This is a genomic window from Chitinophaga polysaccharea (assembly GCF_007829335.1).
Classification (GTDB): Bacteria; Bacteroidota; Bacteroidia; order Chitinophagales; family Chitinophagaceae; genus Chitinophaga; species Chitinophaga polysaccharea_B.
In genome coordinates, this window is the sequence record NZ_VIWO01000005.1 from 43246 (window position 1) to 69376 (window position 26131).

Annotated in this window: 19 protein-coding genes and 1 tRNA gene; 9 read left to right on the plus strand and 11 right to left on the minus strand. The window is 43.2% G+C overall.

Features of this window, described 5'->3' with window-relative positions; genetic code table 11:
• Positions 1-952: 952 nt before the first annotated feature.
• From FHW36_RS17175 to FHW36_RS17185, 3 genes are read left to right on the plus strand one after another with little or no spacing between them, the layout of a single operon-like run.
• Positions 953-2983, plus strand: coding sequence for an ATP-dependent helicase (locus FHW36_RS17175; RefSeq protein ID WP_145670809.1), 2031 nt, complete (start codon positions 953-955; stop codon positions 2981-2983).
• A gap of 52 nt (positions 2984-3035) precedes the next feature.
• A complete protein-coding gene (locus FHW36_RS17180; protein ID WP_145670810.1) occupies positions 3036-3941 on the plus strand; it encodes a hypothetical protein in 906 nt (301 codons plus the stop codon).
• Between the two features lie 44 nt (positions 3942-3985).
• A complete protein-coding gene (locus tag FHW36_RS17185) occupies positions 3986-4702 on the plus strand; it encodes a restriction endonuclease (protein WP_145670811.1) in 717 nt (238 codons plus the stop codon).
• A gap of 205 nt (positions 4703-4907) precedes the next feature.
• Here FHW36_RS17185 and FHW36_RS17190 read toward each other — a convergent pair whose 3' ends face one another.
• The 10 genes from FHW36_RS17190 to FHW36_RS17235 form a co-directional block, all read right to left on the minus strand.
• Positions 4908-5879, minus strand: coding sequence for a TIR domain-containing protein (locus tag FHW36_RS17190; protein ID WP_145670812.1), 972 nt, complete (start codon positions 5877-5879; stop codon positions 4908-4910).
• A 2-nt stretch (positions 5880-5881) separates the two neighbouring features.
• The gene (locus tag FHW36_RS17195; RefSeq protein WP_222429111.1) at positions 5882-6940 is read right to left on the minus strand and encodes a nucleotidyltransferase family protein; all 1059 of its coding nucleotides are present in this window, start codon (positions 6938-6940) and stop codon (positions 5882-5884) included.
• A 51-nt stretch (positions 6941-6991) separates the two neighbouring features.
• Complete coding sequence (locus FHW36_RS17200; protein WP_145670813.1) at positions 6992-8014, minus strand: nucleotidyltransferase family protein; 1023 nt, start codon at positions 8012-8014, stop codon at positions 6992-6994.
• Positions 8015-8416: 402 nt separating this feature from the next.
• Positions 8417-11200, minus strand: a complete 2784-nt coding sequence (locus FHW36_RS17205; RefSeq protein ID WP_145670814.1) for a tetratricopeptide repeat protein — start codon at positions 11198-11200, stop codon at positions 8417-8419.
• A 126-nt stretch (positions 11201-11326) separates the two neighbouring features.
• The gene (locus tag FHW36_RS17210; protein WP_145671198.1) at positions 11327-11959 is read right to left on the minus strand and encodes a P-loop NTPase family protein; all 633 of its coding nucleotides are present in this window, start codon (positions 11957-11959) and stop codon (positions 11327-11329) included.
• The gene (locus tag FHW36_RS17215; protein ID WP_145670815.1) at positions 11928-12827 is read right to left on the minus strand and encodes a hypothetical protein; all 900 of its coding nucleotides are present in this window, start codon (positions 12825-12827) and stop codon (positions 11928-11930) included. Before FHW36_RS17215 ends, FHW36_RS17210 begins: the two co-directional genes overlap by 32 nt.
• A complete protein-coding gene (locus FHW36_RS17220) occupies positions 12827-13105 on the minus strand; it encodes a helix-turn-helix domain-containing protein (protein ID WP_145670816.1) in 279 nt (92 codons plus the stop codon). Before FHW36_RS17220 ends, FHW36_RS17215 begins: the two co-directional genes overlap by 1 nt.
• Before the next feature lie 160 nt (positions 13106-13265).
• Positions 13266-14525, minus strand: coding sequence for a hypothetical protein (locus FHW36_RS17225; RefSeq protein WP_145670817.1), 1260 nt, complete (start codon positions 14523-14525; stop codon positions 13266-13268).
• A gap of 210 nt (positions 14526-14735) precedes the next feature.
• Positions 14736-15998 carry a site-specific integrase gene (locus FHW36_RS17230; protein WP_145670818.1) on the minus strand — a complete coding sequence of 421 codons (1263 nt, stop codon included), beginning with the start codon at positions 15996-15998 and terminating at the stop codon, positions 14736-14738.
• A 251-nt stretch (positions 15999-16249) separates the two neighbouring features.
• A tRNA-Lys gene (locus FHW36_RS17235) sits at positions 16250-16322 on the minus strand.
• A gap of 191 nt (positions 16323-16513) precedes the next feature.
• Here FHW36_RS17235 and FHW36_RS17240 point away from each other — a divergent pair.
• From FHW36_RS17240 to FHW36_RS17255, 4 genes are all read left to right on the plus strand, one after another.
• Complete coding sequence (locus tag FHW36_RS17240) at positions 16514-17326, plus strand: SDR family oxidoreductase (RefSeq protein WP_145670819.1); 813 nt, start codon at positions 16514-16516, stop codon at positions 17324-17326.
• 209 nt (positions 17327-17535) lie between these two features.
• A complete protein-coding gene (locus FHW36_RS17245; protein ID WP_145670820.1) occupies positions 17536-18363 on the plus strand; it encodes an SAM hydrolase/SAM-dependent halogenase family protein in 828 nt (275 codons plus the stop codon).
• Positions 18360-18653 carry a putative quinol monooxygenase gene (locus tag FHW36_RS17250; RefSeq protein ID WP_145670821.1) on the plus strand — a complete coding sequence of 98 codons (294 nt, stop codon included), beginning with the start codon at positions 18360-18362 and terminating at the stop codon, positions 18651-18653. Before FHW36_RS17245 ends, FHW36_RS17250 begins: the two co-directional genes overlap by 4 nt.
• A 184-nt stretch (positions 18654-18837) precedes the next feature.
• Positions 18838-22071, plus strand: coding sequence for a glycosyltransferase family 117 protein (locus FHW36_RS17255; RefSeq protein WP_145670822.1), 3234 nt, complete (start codon positions 18838-18840; stop codon positions 22069-22071).
• 275 nt (positions 22072-22346) lie between these two features.
• Here FHW36_RS17255 and FHW36_RS17260 read toward each other — a convergent pair whose 3' ends face one another.
• The gene (locus FHW36_RS17260; protein WP_145670823.1) at positions 22347-23192 is read right to left on the minus strand and encodes a sugar phosphate isomerase/epimerase family protein; all 846 of its coding nucleotides are present in this window, start codon (positions 23190-23192) and stop codon (positions 22347-22349) included.
• A gap of 172 nt (positions 23193-23364) precedes the next feature.
• Between FHW36_RS17260 and FHW36_RS17265 the strand changes: the two genes are divergently transcribed.
• Together FHW36_RS17265 and FHW36_RS17270 are read left to right on the plus strand one after the other, a co-directional pair.
• Complete coding sequence (locus FHW36_RS17265) at positions 23365-24459, plus strand: vWA domain-containing protein (protein WP_145670824.1); 1095 nt, start codon at positions 23365-23367, stop codon at positions 24457-24459.
• 26 nt (positions 24460-24485) lie between these two features.
• Positions 24486-25994 (plus strand): sigma 54-interacting transcriptional regulator, encoded by a 1509-nt coding sequence (locus FHW36_RS17270; protein ID WP_145670825.1) that lies wholly within the window; start codon positions 24486-24488, stop codon positions 25992-25994.
• The last annotated feature ends 137 nt before the right edge of the window (positions 25995-26131 follow it).

The following is a 26131-nucleotide window of genomic DNA, read 5'->3' on the forward strand; positions in this document are numbered from 1 at the left end:
GGGTTAAAAGGTTGGTGTTCAAACGCCCCCGGGGGCAGCTTTTAAAAGAAAAAAGGGAAAAAAAGAAAGCCATCTTCGCACCCAGCGCAGGTGGATCTACCAAAAGGAAACGGAATAAATGCGTGGGTGATGTCGTCCGATGGCTTGATGTCGCTGGTGCAGGATAAAATGTTGAAAATATATTCTAAAGCTTTATGCCGTAGTCTTTTGGTAGATCCACCTGGTGCTGGGTAATTTTGCTTTCTTCTTTTTCGCTTTTTTCATTTAAATGCTGTCCCATTATGGTTTCCGCTTTATTCTCCCCGTTGATCTCCCAGCTGTTGATCAGGGTACAAACGTTGGGCAGCTATAATCTCCCGCTAAATAGAATTACTGTCGCCCCGCCCCCGCCGCCCCTCCACCCCCGGCCGCGGCGGCGGTAGCCAGAGCGCAGGCCCTGGAGCGCAGCGGAAGGGCCAAGCGAGGGCGAGCCGCAGCAGGCCGCGCCTTCGACCTATGTCTGGCCGGGAGCGCCAGCGGACGGCAAAATCAAAAATGAAAGGCCGGGGGTGGCGGGCGGGGGGCGGACAAAATGGGCAGCGGAGGAATGGCGGGCATAAAGGCCACCAATTGTAAAAACAGCCCTTAGCCAGACCGGGAGCTGCCCGAACGAAGGCGGAGGGAGCGCGAAAAGGGTGACAGGACGGAGCGCAGCCCCTGTAGCGCAGCGGAAGGGGCAAGCGAGGGCCTGGCGCCCTTTTTGCCGACTGACGCCGGAGTGAGACCTTTGATAGCCAATAGCTTTACAGCACCCAGCTAGTACAATTTTTCACCTACTCTCTTGTCTGTTCTTTGAATCAAAAAAAGTATATTGTGTATATGTTTAAACAACACCCAACACCCAATATCCTACAAAATCAACCATATATATAATATTAAATACTTGTTATCTTAATACCTATAGTTCTACAATATGGCTATTACACCACAACAACTGCAGAATGCAAAGCTTATTCAAGACGCAGCTGCTCAAGACAGAAATCAAACCATCAGACTGGTTGCAGGGCCAGGTACAGGAAAATCGTTTGTTATTGAGGGCAGGGTATATTGGCTGCTAGCAAATCAAAACATCCCGGCCGAAAGCATTGTCGCAATTTCCTTTACAAGAGCAGCTGCAAAAGATCTAAAGGAAAGAATATACAATTTTTGCATTGGAAAAAATCAACCAACAGTAAACAACGTAAGAGTTTCCACACTTCACTCCCTTGCATTATACATTCTTAGACAAACAGGCAATTTAAATCGATATCCTGTTAGCCCAACAATTATGGATGATTGGGAGCTTTCGGAAATATTTGATGCAGAATTTTCCAAAACTGCAAACCTTAACTCCAAAAGATGTGGGGAAATAAGAAGAGATCACGAAGCCTTTTGGAGCACAGGTGTTTGGAATCCACCCAACCTTGCAATAATAAATCCTGTAACTCAAGTAGAAAGAAATACCTTTACGGCTTTCTATACACCAAGAACACAGGCTTATTCTTGTGTTTTGCCAGGAGAAATTGTTCGCACATGCGTTGAACAAATTCAAGCAGGACTAATCGATCCGGTTGCTGTTCTCGGTATACAACACCTAATAGTTGATGAGGTTCAAGACTTAAACAGCTGCGATTTTGATTTTATTAATGAATTAGTACAACGAGGGGTAAATGTCTTTATTTCTGGAGATGACGATCAAAGTGTATATTCATTCCGTCATGCTTATCCACAAGGAATACAAAACTTCACAAATAAATACCCTGCCTCCTCTAATCATATATTAGATGCATGTTTCAGATGTACCTCTTCAATACTTACTTCGGCATTGCAAGTAATTACTAACTTTCCTGCACCAAATAGAATACCCAAAAATCTAACATCAGTTTATTTAGCGTCTAATCCAGTTAATCCCGGATTTACACAATCCAATATTTTCAATAGTCCTGCCCAAGAAGCCAGATATATAGCAAATTCTTGCTTAAGCTTGATAAACCAAGGAGTTTTGCCTCAAAAAATAATGATACTAATCAGTAATAAAAGAGCACAACTTCAACAAATTACAACAGAATTAGATCGCTTGAATATTGGATATGATGCAAACCAAAGAGATGAGTTTAAAGACACGAATCATGGGCGATTCTTTCAATCAATTTTAAGAATTATTGATGACAATACTGACTACGTTGCACATCGCGTTCTTTTAGGTACTCCAAGAAGAATTGGAATAACAACTTGCAATAATATTACGGATAAAGTTGTTGCTAATAATTTAAATTATCGAAACATATTCTACAATCAATTACCAGCAGGAGTTTTTACTAATCGAGAAATAAATACAATAAATAAAGCAAAAACTAATATCGCCAATATTCAAAATTGGAATCTAAACGAAACGATTAATACAAGATCCAATGATATAAACAATCTATTCATAAATAATTTTACTACAGCTGAGTTAACAAGCTGGCAAAACTTCATTAATGGTCTACCGGCTGATATGACTCTGGAGGAATTAAAGGATTTTCTACAAACGGACTCGCAACAGGAAAAAGACAAAATAATAAATACTGTCAATGAAAGATTAAATGCGAATCAACAAAATCCTAATCAGGCAGTGGCAGCTAATAAAATCAGGATAATGACGTTCCACTCATCAAAAGGCCTTAGCGCAGATGTAGTATTTATTCCAGGACTAGAAGAAAATATATTTCCGAACCCATTTGCGATCCAAGTTCCTGGATTGATTCTAGAAAGCGCCAGACTACTATATGTAGCCATTACTCGTGCTAAAGCCGCTTGTATTTTAAGTTATACTCGCTATAGGGTTGTAAATGGGACTAATACTGCAATGACACCATCAAGATTCTGTGCAGCAACAGGAACGGTTTTTAACCAACAAAACAATTCCGAATTTACAAATGGTGAGGTCCAAACAATACTCACAAGTATCACAAATCTTTCCTAAAAACTATCAAACGCTCATTTTCAATATAGAAAACCAATAAATGATCTCAGAAATGAATAACGGAAAAAAAATTTCGCCACATGCAATTTTGGCTTTAAAGGAGGCCCTTTCTGTCATCTATTGGAAAAAAGAAGATCTGCAAGACTTTATCAAATTGACTCTTGAAAACAATGCAATTGTTGGAACAATAAACTGGAATGTTACCAAAAGAGAAAGTGTTAAAGAATTAATTGAGCGAATGGTGAATAGGCAAGATATTTTCAAGAATGATTTGATGAACCTATTCTTTGCAGTTACAGATTTTGACGACTACGGCAATTTAGCATTTTGGGACGAAGATGGCTCTAAAACCAAAAGAGCTAAAGATGCAGTAAGCAAATTAAGAACACTCACAAAAGGATATATTGAAGTAACAAAAGAACAAGATGAAGCAAAGAAGCGAAAAATTGAATCAGAGAAAAAAATTTTGAAGAATAAATCCTTGAATGAAGAGTTAAGCATATTAAAAGACAAGTTCAATTCAATTGCAACTAATAAAGATTTTCAAAAGCGCGGGTTTGAACTAGAAAAATTCCTTTATGATCTATTTCTTCTTTATGATTTAGAGCCTAAAGGCTCGTTTAAAATATATGGCGAGCAAATTGATGGTGCATTTACTTTTCAGGGAGCAGATTATTTACTCGAGGCGAAATGGAAATCACAGGTAAGCAGAGGTGATTTAGCTACATTTTGCTACAAAGTTGAGACCAAATTCAAGACTGCAGTAGGCCTCTTAGTTACAATTGATGGAGTAACTCCCGAAGCAATATCCCCTGATTTTAAGTCGATAATCATAATGGACGGATTTGATATTATTTCCATCCTTGAAGGTCGGATAGGACTAACTGACCTACTCTTCCGAAAGAGAAGAAAAGCCATTGAAACAGGAAAAATTTATCTAAATGTAAATGAATTGTAAAATTGTCCATAAGAAAGACTAAACTACTAATTAAAATTTAATCTATGTCGTCCGACTGGAAAAAATACGAAAAACAGATTGTTGATAAGTTGAAAACTGAATTTCCCAAGACAGACATCAAACTGAATGTGAAACTGGATGGGATTTACAGCAAAATTCAAAGGCAGGTTGATATACTTGTAAAGGGAACGATGGTCGGGAAAAGTATTATTGGTGTTATTGAATGTAAGTGTTTTAATAAGAAAATAGACGTCAAAATAATAGATGGATTTATTGGATTTCTAGAAGATGTACAAGCCAATATGGGAATATTGATAACCAATGTTGGATATACAACCGGGGCATTTAATCGTGCAATGGCAAAGGGTATCAAGATTGACATTGTAGAATATATCAAACTATCATCTTATCATTTCGACTGGGACAATTGCGAAACATGTGATTTCAATGGCCACTACAACGAAATCTATTGGGGGACAAAGATGCTTTGCAAAACAGATTCTTTAGCTGTTACTATTCAAGTAGGACATTGCTCGTTCTGTAACACCACACATATTAAATGCGAAAAATGCAAAACTGTCATATCTATCTCTGACGGCGACTATGACAAAGATCATCATTGTAGTTGCGAAAACAAATACCTTGTAACATCGGAATATATTGGAGATGGAATGAATGAAGACAATTTCTACCTTATACTAGGACGTAAAAAACTATCATTCAATCCGATTAAGGCCAAAGAAAGAAGGGCAAGTTTGTAAGAATTCAGACTATTGACTTATAAACCCGACTGCGCGGCTTGTCTCATTTTTTGAATAATCGAATATTGCAATCTTAATATCCAAACAATTCTTTAAAAAAATGAAATAATTATCAATATGGCGTGAAGAAACTTATATATAGGTGTTTGATGTTTTTGTTTGTTTATAGAAGCAGAAACATCAAACACCGGTAATAGTTTTAAATTTAAATAGTGACGTCAGTATGAATTTTGACATTCCCTTTTGTTATAGAATTCTTTCCTACCAAATATTTGAGAGTTTTTGCAAAATTAAACAACTCACGCTTTTCAAGTCGCTCAACATCAAAATCGGTCCCAACTTCTTTTGCTGGAATATACAGCTTCAGACTCTCTACGATAGTACTAAGAGTGCCAGGAACGTCTAAAATTTGCAATGAAATCTCTTCATGCCCCTCTTGTGTAGGCTCAACTTTAAAATGAAATGCATAACCACGCCCTTGCGACGACATCTCAACATCGATATATGTAGATGCTTTTTGTAACTGATGCTTTCTATTGTAAAGCATTGTAAAATCAGCAACCCCATTATCATCAAGAGATTCAGGTATAATCACATTAATTAAAAAGTCCCTCACTTTTACCTTCTTACTATCAATACTTACATATTGAGTTCGATGTACTTCCTCGCAAACCTTCTTTACAAAACTATTATAATAGCCAATAGCTAGGGCAGTTGATGGCAACAAGCCCAATTCACTCAACTGCGATGACTGACTAATCTTGCTTTTTACCGTTTCAACCAACTTGTCCAACGAGTTATACTGACCAGAAATTCTGGTAAATTTGGCGACAGTAATACCATCAAGATCTGACGGCAAATCAGCTCCCTCTTCAGCAAAAAGAAAACACTTTTCGGAGCCGGTCGCACCAAAAAACAAACCAAACTCAAATATGACATTATCACGAGGTTTCATCACCTCCTCTCCTCGATGATTCGTCAAATCATCTTTAGTCGCGATCAGAATGGCAAAATCGGATAATCTTGTCTGTTTGATAAGCGAATCCAGGCCACTTTTGTTGAGACTAAAAGCATTCGTCCATGGAACACATTCAGCAACGTCGCCGATAAGCTTTTGAATCTCGTTTAATGTAGTCAATTGCTCCGATGAGGAGCCTAAAAAAAGTCTTGGTTTCATAATTATAAAATTTGTGTCCTTAAATCTGTAGCAACAACATCAATTTCAGCGATTATATTTTTCAACCCCTGAAGCTTTTGGGGATTATCTTTAAAAATATACTCCTTGCCGTCTACAGACTTTACGTTATCAGACAATAATGAACTACTGGAAATTCTCGTAAGATGATATTGTAACACAAAGACAAGCTCATAAAAAGATATTGATTGATAGTCATCAACAGCTATGGAATAGCATATAGCATTAAAATCGAAACTTGTTAAATCGATTGATAATGATGATTTAGCTTTTATGTTTTTTAGGAACCTTATCATCTTTTTCAACCGTCCTCCGGTCTCAGCGCTCCTCGAATTAATCCTATCAATACTCATAAATGGGAAGTCAATTTTTCCACGCACATTCAGCAGCTTATTATACACCTGAATACCACGACTATCACCTTTGTCATTCACAATGGAATTAACATCATCATACCAATTAGCAATAACAACATCAACATCCCTACCTAAATCCTTATTCCTTATTTTAATTGACTTTGGCTTAGAGATATCGCAAACAGTATACACATCACACAATACAGTTTCAGAGCCAACTCTTAACCTACAAAGGTCAGAACATACATCACCTTTGTAGAGAGGAGCCGCTTCCTCTCTCTTAAGTTTCTCTATTTGCGAAGTGTAATAACGGCGTCTAGCCTCAGCATCTTCCAAAACTTTTTTTATACCCGCGTTATCACAGCTATAAAATTGTTTTGAAACAGCAAGTAGATCAATATCACTAACTCCTTTTATATGCGTATCCGTCATAACAGAACCTTGATACTTAAAATCAGCCGATATTCCACCATCTATCAAATGGTTTTTCACTCGTTCTCCAGCCTGTTTACTCCTTGCTGTATAATCCGTATCAACAGCTCGCATAGCGTAATTGACATACTCCCTTACTTCTCCATACGAGAGCGTCGACAAGTCCTCATTCAATGACTTTGTAAACACCCTACTTTCGGGATCTAATCGATTCCTAACACCTTGTATCAACTCTCTATAATTATTGCGCTGCATACTTATTAAATTTAAAACTATAACTAAACACAATTTCCCTGACATGATTACTTAATACGAATTAAGCATGCCACTAACCCTCCAACTCGTTGATAGCTCCTTCTGAACATCCTCAGTAAGAGTATCTAAATCTGACTTCAGCAATCGAAGTTCTGGCACAATATCATCGCTACTTAGCGGATATTCCAATCCATTAGGGCTTTTTACCCCCTTCCTGTAGAGAGGATTATCAATTACATAACCAACATGAGACGAAATAGCCTTAGCTATGTCAAGATCCTTTCCAGGTGTATAATATAACAACGAATCTTGCATAGAATAAACAATAGACGTTAGCTGAAATCCCTTCAAGAGATTGAGTTCTGGCTCTGAATCTGCTTTCAATGTTTTCAGCAGCCGAATACCTCTTCTCGCCCCGTCTCTGGTTACATCTCCTTTGTAATTAACATTGTTTAGATGAGCAAATGGGTAATCTGCCACGATGCTGCTTGCTTTGAATTTAATACCTCTGTAGTGTTCATTGCTTGTCCGTTGATACTCCTCCGAATTGTACCAAAAGCAAAACACTACATCAACCTTCCGATTCAAGGATTTATTGAATATAGAAATACACTTTTCATTACTATTATCCACATAATCGTAAATGCCATTCAATGTATGGTAAGACATTGATCTCAGATCTTTTATATCTGAGGATGGATCTGAGGCTGTATATGGGTTAAGATTAGGAAGCCGTGGATCAATATAATGGTATTTATCAATAACAGTTAGTAAATCAACATCACTATGCACCTTTATGTTGGTATTTGTTTGAACTGAACCTTGTCGCTTGTACGCTCTGCTAAAATGAAGTTTCAGATTAGCCTCAAGGTGATTCATTACACGATCCGCCGCCAAAACAGTTCTGTCATTGTACTTTTTATCAATTGGCCTCATAGATTCCAATAGATACTTAAGGTTGTCAGGAATTTCATTGGAAGAAAACGAGCGGGATGCGAATAATTCGTTAAGTTCCTTATCAAATCTTCTATCCTTAAGATTCGATAGTCTTTTTGTATAATTTAATACTGCCATTTTTTGCATTTAAACTTCACATGACGTACCTTACTGCTACAGGAAGAATTTCCAGTACAGCATTTGGGTCAAAACGACTGGCGTCAGAAGTGAGAGAAATTGGTTTATAAAATAAATCGGTCAACCATTGATGAAATCTCTTAAAAAAGAGACCATACGCATTTGTAATGTCTATCCACTAAAAACTATCATGTAATATGCTTTTTGTTACTTCAACCTTCCACTTCGGCATTGAAAATATCCGGACAACTTGCCGCTAACAAAAAAAAATGTACCTTTGGCAAAACAGTCTTCAAATAATTATGCACATTTCAATAACTTAATAGCATAATTCGCCTTCCCAAGCAATTTTGAAGATTCAGAAAGCGGAGATGTTGTCAAATCTTCGCTTTTTTCATATAACTAGACTCTTTTTTTTATTAAATCGATTACCACTCTTAATTCTTTTATGGTATCCTGTAATTCCTCACCCGCTTTCAGATACTCTAAAGGAAAATCCTTCTTAAGATATTCCATAAGTAGAAAATAAATTGGCCTCAACATCGTTTTAAAATCAACTCTAGATTCTTCAAACAAAGACAAACACGAGTTATATCTTTCTTTGGCAATCAACAAAAACATATAGTTTGATACCTGGTTGAGGACTGAATTAATAGATGATGACAAATCTTTATCCTGATTATCAGCTTCAGTTATAACCTTCGATAATTCAGTATAAGTACTTTGAAAATAATACAAGGCTTCTTCTTCCCGATCATTCCACAGCAGAATGCGTGCATATAACAATTTATCGGACAAATCCAACTCTTCGAATGGAGGAAGATGCTTTTTAAATAAGTGCAGTGCATACTCTTTTTTATCTGTCCGACCGCTTGAATAAATACTGCCTATGTAACAAACAACTCCGTAGCCACTCTCAAGCTCTAACGACTTTTCAAACATTTCATCTGACGCCTCGTAATTTTTACTATCGCTATATATGTGCGCCAATTGATGTGCGGATTCAGCGTCTTTGTGCTGAACACCCAACTCAAACATTTCTATTGCCTTTCTTGTATCCTTCAAGTCTTCCATATATAGATCACCTAAAAGAGAGTAGCCTTTTACAATCCCTGCATCAATAGCCTTTTTGAAATAGAGCTCAGCTTTGGAGAAATTTGGGCGCTTCCTAACACGGTACCAGATGCCCATATCTATGAGAGCGTCCTTTTCATTCGCCTTTATAGCCTCATTGAAACACTTTTTCGCATTTCTTGTATCATTAATTGTCGCATATAAAATACCCAGCTTCGAATTCGCTCCCTCTACTTTCGCAATAATAGCTTCAGAATATAGTTCTTTTGCCTTGTCAAATTCTTTCTCACGAAGAAATATATCTCCAAGAAAAATCAGAGAAGACTTGAAATTCTTTTTAATTGCTTGTCTATGATACTTCTCTGCCTCTACAAGATCATGCCTGTACTTGTAGGCTATATTTCCCATTCTACTTGCAGCGTATGGATGAATAGGATTCTGTTGGAGGCTATTTTTAAGATAATACTCAGCCTTTTCAATATCACGTATATGATCCTCATAAATAATCCCCAGTATAAGAGCAGCATTAGCATCGTTCTTATCGAAAGATAAAACATACTCAGCAGCTTCTACACTCTTACTATAATTTCCAGTGACCAAAAAAAGCCATGTTGCAATTCTATAATATTGTATATCTTTCGTTGTCACCTGTTCCAATAGATCAAGAGCCTGATCAAATTTCTTCTCTTCCGTAAGTGATTGAATTTTTTGATAAATAAAATCACCAGGCGCAAATGACTTAGCCAACCTTTCTGGAAGTTTAGATTTAGTCTCTTTATATAGGAGCATTTTTAGCTCTTGAGGCACATTTTCACAGGATAGGAATGTATTTCCCATGTCAATTGCTGCATTAACATCGAATTCTCCCCCCTGCAAATTATCTATATGCGCAGCGACCCTCTTAGCTAATTCAGTCTCATCACACCAAGCATCGAAGAATCTAACGAGCCAGATAATACTATCTTTGTCATGCTTCCTACCAAAGCGCATTAGATACCATATATTCATAAAGCGCTCGCGAATTCGATACAAGTGATTCTTTGTATTTGTACGTACAATTTCAATCATTTGATTTTTCTCTAAGGCCGCAAGAATCGATGATACATTCTTACTTTCGAAACGTGTAAGTCTGGTAATCTCTTTTACAGATACTGCATCCCACCTTCTAGCAATGACATCAACCACTTTTTGTTGCTGAGGCGACAACTGGTCTAATTCTGCTTTGTATAAAAAGGTAAGAGTATCAATCAATATGTACAGGTCATTTATTGCCTTACCATTTTCGTTATCAAGAAAAATCTGGAATAGATATGAAATAGTTCTTGGAACTCCTCCCGTCAATCTCCTGAGGGACTCAACTCTGCCTGGATGATTCTCAATTATATAACGTATATCCTCCTCTGCTCCATATTGGCTTCCAATTCTGAGTAGCATAACCTCACATTCCTCACGACTTAAGCCCCCTAATGTTGTTACATCAAAATAATTATAAGGGGGTTCCTCATAATTAATATATCCGTCAAAATAAGAGGTCGAAGACGCTAACAAATGAAAATTTAAATTGGATGTGAATACTTCTTTAAATTTATCCCTCGCTTCTTGATCTAGTTTTCTTAAGAAAACACTTATATTCTCAATAAATAAAATGACGTTCTTGTTTTCTTTTTTTAACCGCTTATCCAACAGATCAAATACTAAAGGCTCATAGCCTCTCTCATTGTTGATGAGAATTTTCTCAATTTCCCGATAGAAGCCAATCCAGCCAAAATTATCCTCAAGGACGCTTGCAACTGTCTCCCATAGATTCACTAACTCTGACAAATTATACTGTTCTTCAGTTAGCATTATAGGAAACAATACATCCTTTAAATTCTGATCGGATTCTATTTGATATTTCAATCTATATAAAAGCGTTGTTTTACCAGCACCGCGTTGTCCTATTACTAAATTCGGCCGCAGCTTGACATTTCCCACGCTCAACCGTTTGATGTTCTTGTATATCTGTTCAAACTCCTTGATTCGGATTACAAACCCTTCTACAAGAATATCCCTTGACTTATTTCCAGTATTATTTCTAAAAAGCAAATCCTCTTTCTTGACCTTCGTAACCATATGACGATTATTTTCTCGTCAAAGATAATGACGATTATTTTCTCGTCAAAACATTTTGACATTTTTTTTATCGCCAAAATAAAATATGCAATTGACATAAATCATAATTTATTCATTTTAAACAAATTACCTCTTATCCTTTGCAGTAGTGTCAAATGAAAGGAGATTAAACATCGCCCGCATCCTACTCCTCAGCCTATTCCCATATACATCCTCCAGCTCCTGGCTATTCAAATTCGTCGTCACATGAGTAATCATCTTGTTGGAAATAAAAAGATCATACCGTGAAAGCAGTATCTCCCCCATCACATTGCAGTTATTCCCCCAGTAGTTCACCGTCTGCTCCACGCCCAGGTCATCAAAACAATGAACCCGCGGCACATTGGTATAGGGGAAAAAGGCGTTGGTACTATATCGGCTGATAACATCGTACCCGATTTTGCAGAACTCAAAGCTGATCTGCCGGCAGGACACCATATGCGGTCGGTATGACTCCGGCGCCAAGGCTCTCATAAGGGTCATAAGGGAGGTTTTACCGCATCCGATCTTGCCGGTGAGAAGTATCCCTTTATGCAGGTCGATCCCCTCCACAGCGGCTATTGCTTCGTCTTGTAGGAAGTAAGCCAGCAGTTTGACGACCACCGGCCGGTCCACATCATCGAGCCAGAAGCGGGGACCGTAGATATTCTTTCCATGTTCCTCCAGCTGCTGGAAGAGCTGATAGTAATCATAGGGGCTCTGAGTAGCTTTTGTTTTCATTGGTGTGGAGTCTTCCTGCCCCGGTTGATGGTCTGGTATGTTTGTCATGATGATCGGGTTTGGGTGGGTGAATGTTGAGTATCCATTTGTGGGCGGCGGCCTGCCAGTCGGTGATCAGTGTTTTGCCGCCCTGCCGCCAGCCGTTGGCCTGGTAGTGGTGGAAGAATTTGCCAGCTTCCACCTTCTGGTACCGGCAGACGGCAAAGAATTCCTGCACCTCGGACAGCGAGGGAAGAAGCCGCGCGGCGCCGGGTGAATTTTCCGCGCCGGGTGCATCCGGATCGTGCGGGAGGTTTTCAATTTCATTTTTATTTTTTTTTGTTGGGGGCGGGAGCTTGTTTTCTCCCTCCTGTTTACTATTGTTTATATGTTTATTAAAGTGGCCCACTTTTGGGCCTGTATGTGGCCCGGAATTGGGCCATGTGTCGGACTCAATATTGGGCCTCGTGTGTGGCCCAGTTTTGAGCAGGTGATGTGGCTCACTTTTGGGCCTCATGGAGGCGGCTTTAAGGTCCTGAAACAGAAATAGCTGTTCAGGATGAGGATCTGCGATAAAATCCGCCAGGGGAATGATGGACACGTAGCTGGTGGCATAAGCCTGCCGGGCCTGTGCGTAGATAATGTAGCGGCAATGATCCAGGTGCTTCAGGCAACGTACATAGGTGCTCCGGGAGCCGATGCAGGAAAGGCGCATGACTTCTTCGCGCAGGATGGGAAAGGGATTCTGGAACCGGTGATAGTTCCAGACCTGAAACAATGCCAGGTAGAGGCTTACATGATTGGCCTGTAAGCGGGTTTCTTTCCGCACCTGTGCGAAGAAAGCATTGAGGTGTTTGATGTAGTTGGTATGAGCTGCTGGCGCCGGCATCAGGAACGCTTAACGGTTTTCCGGGTGCCTTCCATCAGTTGGAGAATGTCGTCGTAGTCGTAGAAGATTAAGCCGCCGATTTTGGTGAAGGACAGCGTACCGTTGATACGCATGTTTTGAAGTGTGCCGGGAGAGATGCCCAGCATGTCGCGGACTTCGTAGGTTTTGAGCCATTTCTTGGGTTGGAGGGCCGGGGCGTTGACGAGCTCCCGTAGTTCCCGGAATAATTCTGTTTTGAAGATCGCCAGATCTTCGCGGGTGAGGATTTCTGCTGCCATATGATTTGGGTTTGTTTGTTATGGCAGCAAAAGAAAAATTATTACTCACGCAAGAATAGTTACAGGGGTTTTACAACCCCTTGTAACTATTTGATTATCAAAATAAATAATTTGATATAATTATTTTCACAATATTAGAATCGGTGCATGATAGGTAAAATCAGAACTGTTGCAGGAAACAATTGGCTATCAGGCAGGCAACCACGTTTAAGCCTTTATGTGACTGATTGATCAGCTTCATGAGGAGATCGCGTACAGACTTTGACACTGCGGCGTTGTCGTTGTAAAAGTTGTTCCGGAGGCTACTGGGAGAAATGCTGTCCTGCTTTACGGAGGTGAAGAAGTACGAAAAGAAGTCCAGGACTTCCGCCCTATTCTTGTTTACATAAATACCGCTATCCAGCAACAACTTTAGAATATGGCCGATTTGTGGGACCGAAAAAACGGTTTGCACTTTAAAGTCTTTCCAGCGGCTTAATTCCTCCGGCAGGTGCGCTGCGCCTGACGTGGCGTTGATTTCCTTGTGGTAAACAATTTCTTCTGCCAGCCACGATTGCATTTTATGTTGAAGCGGAAGACGTTGGGAATTGAATACAAATGCGGGCTTCAAGGTGGCCTGGCTAATTTTCTTCTGTAGGAACATTAGCCGTTCCAGCTTTTCGCGGAAGGTGGGAAAGGTGGTTAGCTCTTCGGTGATCATGCCGCACCAGTATTCAAAATAGTGGACGCTGTTGAAATTGATGAACAGCAACAGGTCGTGCAGCTTTTGCGGAAATACAGTTTGCTCTCCGCTGGCATCGAGCAGCTGAAATAACCGTTTATTCATTTCTGTTAGGTAGTGCAGCTGCCGGTAGGTAATAGGAGAACTGGTATGAATGTTCTTTGTTAGTTCCAGGAAGGGCATGAATACAACGTTTTGCAGTTGCTCATCTATGCCGGAGGAAAGAAAACCCGCTTTCAGCAATGTTATGTCTTCCCGGAATTTAGCCTGGGCTTTTAGCAGGTAGCATGGCGGAACTTTGCAATCAATGTCGAGATACCGTTCAAATTTTTGTTCGAGGTGTGCCAGTAGTTCGGCCAGATGGAAGTAGAGGATTTTGTAGAGGTTTGACCAGGTGTGCTTACCCGTGGGCATGGCATCACCGACCAGGCTTTCAGCCGGCAGGTTTCTGGCTATGCTATTCATCTGTGCAACCAGCTGCCGCTGACTTTGTTGTATGAACCTTCCAATCTGCTTTTCCTTTGGGAGGTCGTACAGATAGTTGCCAGTGCATTCCAGGATCTTGTTTTTTTCGTTGATGATGTCTTTAATGGCTTGCGTGTAGAATTGTTCGTCTGGATGTTTTTGTTCGGTTGATGCTTGTTGCAGGTCAACGTGAATAAATTTTTCAAAAAAGGATAATGGGTAATACTGTTGCATATTGGTGGTTTTAAAATGTGCGCAGTATAGTTTTGATTGCGTAATGGTCATTCATAGTCACATGATCGGGGTCTGGGGTTGTGATACGCTAAGTATCAACAGGGATTGCAATAAAATATATCGGGCAAAAAGAAGATGTTAACGAGTTGTTAATCAGGCACTTACCAAAGCAGACGGGCCTTTCAGCCTGTCTGCCTTGATAAGTTAGAATCAGGCTACAGCCTTGCTCAGCATGGATTCCGGCAATTTAAGGTTAAACCGTTGCTTCAATACCTGCATATCTTCACTCACTTTACTGGCGACTATCTTAGCATAGATCTGCGTGGTGCGTATGGATTTATGCCCCAGCATGGCGCTTACTGTTTCAAGTGGTACACCGTTGGCCAGCGTAACGGTGGTTGCAAAGGTGTGCCGCGCGGTGTGCGTGGTGAGGTTCTTATCAATGCCGCAGAGGTCTGCTATTTCTTTGAGGTATCCGTTAAAGCGTTGATTGCTTTTGATGGGCAGTAATACGTTGTTGGCAACGCAGTGCGGATGCTCACGATACTTCCGCAGGATTTCTTTCGCTAACGGTAACAGGGGAACGTTTTCGCGGCACCAGGTCTTTTCCCTGTTTTTCACGATCCAGTCTTCGCCGTCGAAATATTTAGCGATACTGTCGGGAGTGAGCAGCAGCGCATCTTTATAGGCGTAGCCGGTGAGCGTCATAAATACGTAGGCGTCTTTTGCTTCCTGCAGGCGGGGAATGGAGAATTCTTTATGATACAGTGCGCTGAGTTCTGCCACGGTGAGTATATCCCGCTCCGGGTTGATATAGGAGCATACATAATCCTGCAAGGGGTTACACTGCAACCATTTCCGCTGGACTGCCAGTTTTAACAGCTGCTTGGTATTCTTCAGGTATTTCATGGCGGTATTATCCTGGATACCTTCCGTAAGGGTGAGATAGTCGAAGAAATCTTCTGCAAAGGAAAACTCAATTCTTTCCAAGGGGATATCTTTCATTTTGAGAACGCCGGAAAGAAAGACCGTGATCTTATCCTTTGTGGTGAGCCATTTTTTGTAGGTGCTGTTTTCCCGCTTTCCCTTATCTACTTTTTCTTTAAACTTCCCGTTGTGAAAGTCTACGACTTGCAGCAGTGTTTGTTTTTCCTGATGAACGCCCAGGTAAGCGTTTTTGATCATAGTGGGGGTAACGGTTGACCCCTGCTTTTTCAACAGGTTGTAGTGCCGAAGTAGCTCACCTTTGACATGCAATAACTGATTATTAATCTCAATTACCTCTGTTGATCTGCCCATGACGACGCCCGCCCTCTTGTCAAACCTGGAGGGATCGACCTGATAGCCGATAGAAAAACTGTCTTTGGGAAATCCGGTAACAGTGATACGGACGCAGATAGTAGCTTTTCCGTTTGTGTTATTGTTGTCGTACCGGAGATAATAAAGGATTGATAAATCCTGACTTACTTTCATAGTCTACTAAGTTTTGGTTACCGATTTTTGGTGTTGTTTGGTGTTTTTTAGATCGGTTTGCAAGTCCTAAAACCCTTTACTGGTAAGTATTCCAGAAAAAAATGTCTACACTAAATTTAAATTTTTAAGTGTAGACATTTTTGTAGACGTTTAAAATCGTTTGATCTGATTTATCTTTTCATACCAAAAGCAGAAAAGCCGCTTAAATCCTACGATTCAAGCGGCTTTAATTTCCTTTGATGATTTAGTAGTGATCCCGCTGGGACTCGAACCCAGGACCCATACATTAAAAGTGTATTGCTCTACCAACTGAGCTACGGAATCCTTTGCTGTTAAGCGGTTGCAAAAATAGGAATATTTTCATTCCTGCCAAATTTTTATTCAAATTTATTCGCGAACCCGCTGCTGTGGTTTATTATAACGCATAAACACCCAAAATAGTTCAGTACATTTCTGTAAATGCCTTATAATAAATTGATGTTACTCACCTATTTTTGTGTCGCTAAATTATACCCATGAATACGTATTTTCAGAATAAGACGGTAGTTATTACCGGCGGATCTTCAGGAATTGGTAAGGCACTGGTCGTTGACCTGCTGGCACAGGGCGCTACCGTAGCGGTGTGTGGCCGCAAGCAGGCGGCGCTGGAGGCATTGCAACAGGAACTTGGCAGCCAGCAGCTGTTTACCTTTGTGGCCGATGTGAGTGTGGAAGCCGATTGTAAAGCGTTTATTGATGCCACGCTGATGAAGTATGGTAAGATAGATGTGCTGATTAATAACGCCGGGATTTCTATGCGGGCGTTGTTCCGTGATTTGGATATTAAGGTGCTGAAATCGCTGATGGATATTAATTTCTGGGGTACAGTATATTGTACCAAGTTTGCGTTTCCGTCTATTTTGGCGAACAAGGGTACTATTGTGGGCGTGTCTTCTATTGCGGGCTACCGGGGATTACCGGGACGCACAGGCTACTCTGCTTCTAAGTTTGCGATGCAGGGTTTCCTGGAGGCGCTGCGTACAGAAAATTTACATACAGGCGTTAACGTGATGTGGGTATGTCCTGGATTTACGGCGTCGAACATACGTAATACAGCGTTGAATCCGGAAGGTAATGCACAGAGTGAAACGCCGTTGGATGAAGCGAAGCTGATGAGCGCGGAGGCGGTAGCCGCTGAAATTACGAAAGCGATTGCTAAGCGCAAACGTACGCTGGTACTTACCGGCCAGGGAAAGCTCACGGTGTTCCTGAGTAAGATCTTGCCGGGGGTGTTGGATGGACTGGTATTTAATCACTTTAAAAAGGAGCCTGGTTCTCCGTTACAGTAGCCAACAGCCGTTGACGTTAGTGGGAAAAAATTCCGTTCAAAATACGATCGCCTCGGGTTTTTTATCGTTATTTGCACTAAGTTCAGCTCACGTAACCCCCATGGCATCTTTTTTGGAAGGAAAGCGCACATTTAAACTTGCCATTCTGAAATGAACAAAAGGTGAGAACGGGATTTTGAACATAGGGATTTGGATTTAGATTTTCGGGCATGTCCATCATAACATTAACATCAGACATAGGGATGCAGGATTACCTGGTAGGTGCCATCAAAGGGCAGCTCTGGCAATACTGCCCGGAATGTCATGTTACCGACATCACCCATCATATCAGTCCGTTTAACTTACCCCAGGCCACTTACATCTGTAAAAGCGCCTTCGCCTATTTCCCGCTGGGCACCTTTCACTTTGTATTAATCAACTTATTTGATAAAAGACCCGATCATGTACTGGTAGCAGAACATAACGGGCAATATATCGGTTGCGCCGATAATGGCCTGCTCACCATGATTGCAGGAGGTATGCCGGAGAAGGTGATCAAATTGCCCCTTCCGCCCGACGCACCTAAGAATACGTTTACCATTTTGCAACTGCTGGCGTCTGCCGCCAGGGAACTAAGCCGGGGCAAGGCCCTCGGCGAACTGGGACCGCTCACCCAGCAGATCCAGGTAAAGAACAACCTGCAGCCACTGGTGGGGGAAGACTTTATAGAGGGCCAGATCATTCATATCGACAGCTTCGAGAACGTGGTGGTCAACATCACCCGCCAGCAATTCGATATGCAGTGCAAAGGCCGCAAGTTCCGCATCTTCTTCCGCCGCGATGAGGTGATCAGCCAGATCAGCGAAACCTACGCCGACGTACCGGAAGGTACCAAGCTGGCCATTTTCAATGCCGCCGGCTATCTCGAAATCGCTATCAATAAAGGTAACGCCGCCGGCCTCTTTGGCCTCCAGGGCTTCCGGAGGGAACAGCTCACCCAGCCCGCCGGCTACCAGCAACTGTCATACTACCAAACTGTAAGAATAATTTTTCAATGATCAACCGTATCGTTAAAATGGAATTTGACCCGGGAAAAGTAGCCGACTTCCGGGCCCTCTTCACCCGGCAACAGCAACAGATCCGGAATTTCCCCGGCTGCCTGCACCTGGAGCTCTGGGAGCATGGCGCCTCCGGGAATACCTATTTTACCTTCAGCCAATGGGAGTCCGAAGCCGCTCTTGAAAACTACCGGCAGTCCCCCCTGTTCCGGGAAACCTGGGCCGCCACCAAACCGCTTTTTAATGCCAAACCCGCCGCCTGGACCGTTACCCAGGCTGTAAGCCTGTAATTCCGGGGCCAAAGCCGCTGAATTCTAATGGATTTTTAATGTCCCCGCCAACGCAAAACAGGATGCTGAAAACCAGTAGCCAAAGGCTCCCAATTAAAAAGATATTTACAAAAAGTTAAAACTGTTCACCAGATTAGCATAATTTGCTGTTTTTTATATTTTTGTCGGACCTTAAAACAACCTTATGAATTTCAAAAGGACCAACAACATGGTCGGCTGGGTCATTTGCATCATTGCCTGCTTTGTTTACATTAAAACGATGGAAGCTACAGGCAGCTTGTGGGACTGCGGCGAGTTTATTTCAAGTGCTTATAAAGTACAGATCCCCCACCCGCCCGGAGCACCATTGTTCGTGTTGCTTGGAAGATTGTTTAGTATGTTCCTGAAACCCTCCCAGGCTGCATTGGGCGTAAATACCATGACTGCCCTGGCCAGTGGTTTCACTATCCTGTTCCTGTTCTGGACCATCACCCACTTCGCACGCCGCCTCATGGTGAAAGCCGGGGAAGAAATTTCCCGCGAAAAAATGATCGCCATCATGGGCGCCGGCATCGTTGGTGCATTGGCTTATACCTTTTCTGATTCATTCTGGTTTTCCGCCGTGGAAGGTGAAGTATATGGTATGTCCTCTTTCTTCACCGCCATCGTATTCTGGGCTATCCTGAAATGGGAACACGAAGCAGATGAACCCTACTCCGATCGCTGGATCGTATTGATAGGATACCTGCTCGGTCTGTCTATCGGCGTGCACCTGCTCAACCTCCTCACCATCCCCGCCATGGTAATGGTGTACTACTTCAGACGCTACAAAGTAACCGGCTGGGGTACCTTCTGGGCTTTTGTAATTGGTTGCGGCCTTACTGGTATCGTACAGAAATACCTGATCCAGGACACCGTGAAAGCATCCGGTTATATGGATGTATTCTTCGTAAATAGCCTGGGAATGGGTTATTTCTCCGGTTTTATCTTCTACTTCGCTTTAATCACCGCTATATTGATCATCGGTTACCGTAAGCCGAAATTCGCGCTTTATGCACCGCTGATCGTTATTGCTACCATTATACTGGTTCCCGCTTTCAACGACGCCAGCGGCGGTACTATCTTCTTTAAAATAGTATTGGCTGCGCTGTTCGTGGCGATCCCCTACCTCCTCAAAATGGTAGGCGTAAAGCTGGACTTTATCAGAACTACCCACGCCAGCCGCCTGTCGATCCTGTTCGTGCTGTTTATGCTGCTGGGATATTCTACCTATGTAACCACCATGGTACGCTCTACCGCCAATCCGTCGGTAGATATGTACAACGTAGATAACCCTATCTCCCTGGTAGGTTACCTGGGCCGCGAACAATATGGCGATTTCCCATTGGTATATGGCCAGGTGTTCACTGCACGTCCTACGGAATACAAGGAAGGCGGTAATATCTACGCCCGTGGCGCTAAGAAATATGAAGTAGCTGGTAAGAAAATGGACCCGGTGTATGCTCCGGATGATATGATGCTGTTCCCACGTGTATGGGATGCCAGCAACGACCAGGGCCATGCCGACTACTACAAAACCTGGCTGGGACTGCAACAAGGCGAAAAACCAGGCTTCGGCGATAACATCAAGTTCTTCCTCCAATACCAGGTGAACTTCATGTATTTCCGCTACTTCATGTGGAACTTTGCCGGAAAACAAAATGATACCCAGGGCTACGGTAACGTAAGAGATGGTAACTGGATTTCCGGTATTCCATTTATCGATAACCTGATCTATGGCGATCAGTCCATGATGCCCGACAGTCTCAAGGACAACAAGGCACACAATACCCTGTTCTTCCTGCCGTTTATCCTGGGTCTACTCGGATTCTTCTATCAATATAATAACCACCGCAAAGATACCCTGATCGTATCCCTGCTCTTCTTCTTTACCGGTTTAGCGATCGTTATTTACCTGAACCAGGCCGGTAACCAGCCACGTGAACGTGACTACGCCTATGTAGGCTCTTTCTACGCTTACGCTATCTGGATAGGATTGGGCGTACTGTCTGTATATAATTTCCTGAAGAAGAAAACCAAAAGCGCACTCTCCCCTGCCCTGGCCACCGCTGTGTGCCTGCTGGCAGTACCGGTGCTGATGGCCTTCCAGGAATGGGATGACCACGACCGCTCTACCAAATACGTAGCCAGAGACGTGGCCAAAGATTACCTCGAATCCTGCCAGCCTAATGCCATCCTGTTTACCGTAGGGGATAACGATACTTACCCGCTCTGGTACGCCCAGGAAGTAGAAGGCATCCGTCCGGATATCCGGGTAATTAACCTCAGCCTCCTTGGGGTGGATTGGTACATCGACCAGATGCGCAGAGCCGTAAACCAAAGCCCTGCCGTGGATATGTCGTGGACACCGGATAAATACAAAGGCGAAAACCGCAACTACATCCGCTTCTTCGACCCCGGAAATATTCCGGCCGATAAGTCCTTTAACCTGAAAGAAATCGTGGCCTTCATGGGAAGTGATGATGTAAACAGTAAAGTGACTACCCAGGATGGCGGCTCTGAAAACTTCCTGCCTACCCGTCAGCTGTATGTGCCGGTAGATAAACAAGCCGTACTGGCCAACCACGTGGTAGCAGAAAAAGACAGCGCGAAGATCCTGCCTTCTATGCCGTTTAAGATCAGCAAAAACTTCCTGTTGAAGAATGATCTCGCGGTATACGATATCATTGCTACCAACAACTGGAAACGCCCGATCTACTTCACCAGCCCAACAGACCTTGGCCTGAATGAATACCTGCAAACAGACGGTCTTACCTACCACCTGGTGCCATTGCCTAAGCAAACCGCACAAGACCCACTGGGTATGGACATCAACGCCAACGTAGGGGCAATGTATGATAACCTGATGCATAAGTTCGAATTCGGTGGCGCACAAATCCGCGGCACCTACTTCGATGAACCTAACAGGAAAATGATCATGTACCTCCGCCAGGCATTCACTAAACTGTCGGTAGCCATGACCCAGGAAGGCAAATCTAAAGACAGCGCCCTCAACGTGCTCCGTTACATGGATAAAAACATCATGGAAACTAACTTCCCTTATGCGATGACTACTCCGGGTAACATGCACAACTACACTTCCATCCAAACCATCTATGCTTACTACATGGCTGGTGATGCGAAGAGAGCAGAGGAGTTGTCGGCGCAGGTGGTGAAGGATTGCGAACAGCAATTACGCTACTACGCTTCCCTGCCTGCCAGCAAAATGACCAACGACTTACAACGCGATGGCCAGAATGCACAGCAGTTCATCACCTGGTTGGGCCAGATGAAATCTGACTTCGGTGTAAATGGTACTAAGAGAAATAAAGAAGGATTACTCCAGGTAAATACCCAGGAAGATTCCAATGGTACCAAGGCGCCTGATTCCGCCAAGTAATCATTTTATATAAAATAGGAAGGCCTCCCACGCTCTGGTGTGGGAGGCCTTCCTATTTTATATAGCCACCTCTACTGGTTCGGTAACAAAAGAAATCTGGGGCCAGCCTCCATTTTTTTTCGCCGGATATTTTGCGGTGAAAAGCGCTATTATTCTCCGCAAAATATGCGGTGAATACCCCTCCTAATCTTCGCATCACCCATCTAAAACAAAAAATCCGGAAGCCATGGTACTACCCATGACCTCCGGACAATATCTTCGCGACTCGCTATAAACTACAGGTTGCTCACCATTGTTCTCCAGAAAGCAGCGCTGGCTTTCACTTCTGGCACGTTGTTATCCCAGTTGTACTCGTATTCTGCAGAAAACAGTCCTTTGAACTTCTGGTTTTTCAGTGTTTCCAGCACTTTAGGCATCTGGCTTACACCATTGCCCCATACTACGTCGTGAGATTCAGGCGATTTATTATCCAGGTCTTTGAAGTGCAGGCTGATGATATGACCATCCAGTTTTTTGATGCACTCTACCGGGTCCAGGCCGGAACGTACCCAGTGACCGATATCAGCACAAGCGCCCATCAGCTTGCTTCTGCCTTTGATAGCGGCCAGCACGATGTCGGGGTTCCAGTAATGACTGGGTTTGGGGTGGTCGTGGATAGCCAGTTTGATCTGGTATTGGTCGCACAGGGAAGAAATCAGATCCAGGTCTTCTTCTTTAGGCTCAGAAGTGATGCTCTGGATACCCATCCTGTTGGCAAAATCAAACAGCATACGCCATTCTGCCGCGGAAGTAGGTACTACCACGCCGAAAGCCATTAATACTTTGTGTTTCTTTTTAAACAGGGCTTTTACCTGCTCTTGTTTGTCGGGTGACATATGGTAGTCGAATTTACCTTCTATACCGCCACCAATGGTTTGTCCGGGAAAAGCTTCCACATACTGGATACCGCAGCTATCCATCTTATCCAGGGCCTCCGCCAGGGTAAAATGATTGAATGTCCATGCCTGCGCTCCCAGCTTCCAGCCCAATGCATCTGCCCTGCTTTGTGCAGCCGCGGACTTTGCAAATAATGCAACTGCCAGGCCACCCGCCAGCATCAATGCATTTCTCAGTTTTTTCATATAGTTATTTTTTTGATGATTGAAAGTAATTGCTTTCAAGGTAAAATGCAAGTTTTCGGAGAAGAAATTACCCCGTGGCCAGATCGCCGGCAATTGTTACCATGTGGTCACTTTTCTCTCTCCCCTTTCTTCATTCCCCTAAAAGTGGTAAATTTAATTCAGAAGACGTGCTATGAGAGGAATACAATTTACCAGGTTCAACCCGGACGATAATAAGAAAACACCCTTCCAGAAACTACTGGACCTTTTCACCCAACTTCTTACCTACACCAGCGGGGATGTGACAGAAGCACTGCAATGGCTCACCGAGCTGGATAACCAGTACCAGCTCACCAACCAGGAGTATGGTATAGGCGACTTTATTGAGGAGTTGAAAAACAAGGGGTATATCCGCGAAAATGAGGAAAGCGGCGAAATAGAAATCACTTCCAAGGCAGAACAAACCATCCGTAAAAATGCCCTGGAAGAGATCTTCGGTAAACTCAAAAAATCTGCTACCGGCAACCATAACATCCGCAAATCGGGCATGGGCGACGAACTCAATGCCGAAACCCGCCCGTTTGAATTCGGCGACGGGGTAGATCAGCTGGATATTACGGCTTCCATCCGGAATGCCCAGATCAATCACGGTATCGACAGCTTTTCTATCCAGCAGGACGACCTGGAAGTGAAGGAAACCGACTTCAAAACCCAGACGTCTACCGCCCTCATGATCGACATCTCCCACTCCATGATCTTATATGGAGAAGACAGGATCACCCCGGCCAAAAAGGTGGCTATGGCGCTGGCGGAGCTGATCACCACCCGCTATCCCAAAGATACCCTGGATATCATCGTTTTTGGGAACGACGCCTGGCAGATCGAAATCAAAGACCTGCCCTACCTGCAGGTGGGCCCCTTCCATACCAATACGGTAGCCGGACTGGAACTGGCCATGGACTTACTGCGCCGCCGGCGCAATCCCAACAAGCAAATTTTCATGATCACAGATGGTAAACCCACCTGCCTGAAGATTGGGTCGCAATATTATAAAAACAGCTTTGGCCTCGACAGGAAAATACTGAACCGTACCCTGAACCTGGCCGCCCAATGCAAAAAATTAAAAATTCCTATCACTACGTTCATGGTGGCCACCGATCCATGGCTGCAGCAGTTTGTACAGGAATTTACAGAAACCAACAACGGTAAAGCCTTCTTTTCCGGCACCGATAAATTGGGACAATTTCTTTTCCGGGACTTCGAAAACGGGAAAAGAAAGTTCTATTAAACATATATCACTCGTAAATATCTCAGATGAATACCAGCATAAAAACATTAGGCGAGCTCAAAAAAAGTGGCTATAAACCAGTTTCCGTAAAAGAAGAGATCAGACGAAACCTGATTAAAAAATTACAAAATAAGGAAAGCACCTTCCCCGGTATCATAGGCTATGAAGATACCGTGATCCCCGATACTGAAAGAGCCCTGTTATCCAGGCACAACATACTTTTCCTCGGTTTACGCGGACAGGCCAAAACCAGGATGGCCCGGCAAATGACCGACCTGCTCGATGAATACATTCCCATCGTGGAAGGCTCAGAAGTAAACGATGATCCGTTTAATCCGCTATCCCGCTACGCGATTGACCTGATCGCCGAAAAGGGCGATCAAACACCCATCGCCTGGGTACATAGCAGCGCACGGTACGGCGAAAAGCTGGCCACACCGGATGTTTCCGTAGCCGACCTGGTAGGTGATATAGACCCGATCAAAGCCGCCAACCTGAAACTCAGCTATGCCGACGAGCGCGTGATCCACTTCGGCATCATTCCCCGCTCTAACCGCGGTATCTTCGTGATCAACGAATTGCCCGATCTGCAGGCCCGTATACAGGTATCGCTCTTTAATATTTTACAGGAAGGCGATATCCAGATCAGGGGCTTTAAAGTGAGAATGCCGCTGGATATCCTGTTCGTATTTACCGCTAACCCGGAAGACTATACGAACCGTGGCTCTATCGTTACGCCGCTGAAAGACCGGATAGAGAGCCAGATCATTACCCACTACCCTAAAACCATCGAAAACGCCCTGCTGATCACCGAACAGGAAGCCGATATACACGACGACCAACAAGCCAAAGTGCAGATTGCCGATATGGTAAAACGCCTCATAGAACAAGTATCTTTTGAAGCACGCACCAGCGAATACGTAGACAAGAAAAGCGGGGTATCTGCCCGCCTCACCATTGCCGCTTACGAAAATGCGGTGAGTGCCGGGGAACGCCGCGCTATTATCAATAAGGAAAAGGAAACACAGGTACGCATTGCCGACCTACAGGCCATTATCCCGGCTATTACCGGTAAAATAGAACTGGTATATGAAGGAGAACAGGAAGGCCCGCTACAGGTAGCCCATAACCTGCTGGATAAATCGATCCGTACCCTCTTTGCCACCTATTTTCCCAATCCTGACTCCTTTAAGAAAAAGAAGCAAAACGCTCCGGCAGAAAATCCCTACCGCAGCGTGATACAGTGGTTCGACAAAGGCAATGCCGTACAGCTGCTCCAGGATATCAGCGACAAACAATACGAAGCTACCCTCTCCCGGGTAGAAGGACTCAAGGAACTGGTGAAGGCCCGCTTTCCCAAAGCCAATAACAAGGAAGCACTGCTGCTCATGGAATTTGTGCTCCATGGCTTGTCGTCGTACTCGCTCATCAGCAAAAAAGTGGTGGAAAATGAAACCCGCTTCAGCGACCTGCTTGGCACGATGATGAATTTCGCGCTGGGCGGCGATGGCGACGGGGAAGAACCAGAAGAATAAATATTTTAAATGAGAGAAGTCCCTGTGGACTTCTCTCGTTTTTTGTAATGATACCCCCTACCACCGTCCTTCACAAAATCATCGTGAAAAGTGAATATCCTCGCATTTTTTCCTATTTTGTATTATTAATTGTCATT